We start from the raw sequence: 1,415 nt of genomic DNA on the forward strand, positions 1-1,415 counted from the left end.
CCTCGGCTTTCCTTTTTTGTTTTGGACTATTTAGCCCAGTTATGCGTTTGCATATAGGGCTTATAAGCTCAAATTAACCTTTGTACTTACTCATCACTAAAGTCGCGTTTGTGCCACCAAAGCCAAAGCTATTAGACATTACAGTATTTAACTCAACATCACGACGCTCAGTAATAATATCTAAACCTGTCGCTTGCTCATCTAGCTCATCAATATTAATTGAAGGTGCTACAAAGCTGTGCTCTAGCATTAATAATGAGAAGATAGCTTCGTGAACACCTGCAGCACCTAGGGCATGACCCGTCATTGCTTTAGTTGCGCTGATCATTGGTGATTTACCACCAAACACTTCTTGTATCGCACCTAGCTCTTTAACGTCACCTACTGGTGTAGATGTACCATGCGTGTTTAGGTAATCAATACTATCTACATCTTGCATAGCTTGGCGCATACAACGTGCTGCACCTTCGCCAGATGGAGCAACCATGTCGTAGCCATCTGATGTTGCACCGTAGCCAACAATTTCAGCGTAAATGTGCGCGCCACGTGCAAGTGCATGTTCAAGTTCTTCAACTACAACAATACCGCCGCCGCCAGAAATAACAAAACCATCGCGATTAGCATCGTATGTACGAGATGCTTTTTCAGGGGTTTCGTTGTATTTAGTAGAAAGTGCGCCCATAGCGTCAAATTCCATTGCCAATGTCCAGTGTAGCTCTTCACCACCACCAGCAAACACAACGTCTTGCTTGCCAAGCTGGATTTGCTCTACTGCATTACCAATACAATGCGCAGATGTTGCACATGCAGAGCTAATTGAATAGTTAACACCTTTAATTTTAAATGGTGTTGCTAAGCAAGCAGATGTAGTGCTCGCCATAGTGCGTGGCACCATATAAGGCCCTACACGTTTTACGCCTTTTTCACGTAAAATATCAGCAGCTTCTACTTGCCATTTAGACGAACCACCGCCAGAGCCAACAATAATACCCGTGCGCTCATTTGATACTTGGTCGTCAGACAAACCTGAGTCTTCAATTGCTTGCGTCATTGAAATATAAGAGTAAGCAGCAGCATCTCCCATAAAGCGCATTGCTTTGCGGTCAACGTGTGCTTTAACGTCAATATCAATTTTACCCGATACGTTACTACGTAACTTATAATCGGCAAATTCTTGATTAAAAGCGATGCCGCTTTTGCCCGTTTTTAACGATTCTAATACTTCTTCTTTGTTGTTACCTATACTTGATACAACACCGATACCTGTAATTACAGCTCTTCTCATGGGTAATTCCCTTAGCTTAATACTTAATTGCATTCTATTTTACGCGAATTTAATCACCTAAGTGGTCAGCTTTCTAGCGTACACTTGTACTCTGAACTGCTAGCTTATAAATAACGCCAGACTATTTCAA

1 protein-coding gene is annotated in these 1,415 nt (G+C 42.1%); it reads right to left on the reverse strand.

Annotated features, from left to right (window positions below):
- Positions 1-73: 73 nt before the first annotated feature.
- Entirely contained in the window at positions 74-1,285 is a 1,212-nt protein-coding gene (fabB, locus tag H5072_RS19455; RefSeq protein ID WP_004335606.1) for a beta-ketoacyl-ACP synthase I, read from the reverse strand.
- Positions 1,286-1,415: the final 130 nt, after the last annotated feature.

The organism is Pseudoalteromonas sp. SR45-5, from assembly GCF_014163565.1.
GTDB lineage: Bacteria > Pseudomonadota > Gammaproteobacteria > Enterobacterales > Alteromonadaceae > Pseudoalteromonas > Pseudoalteromonas distincta.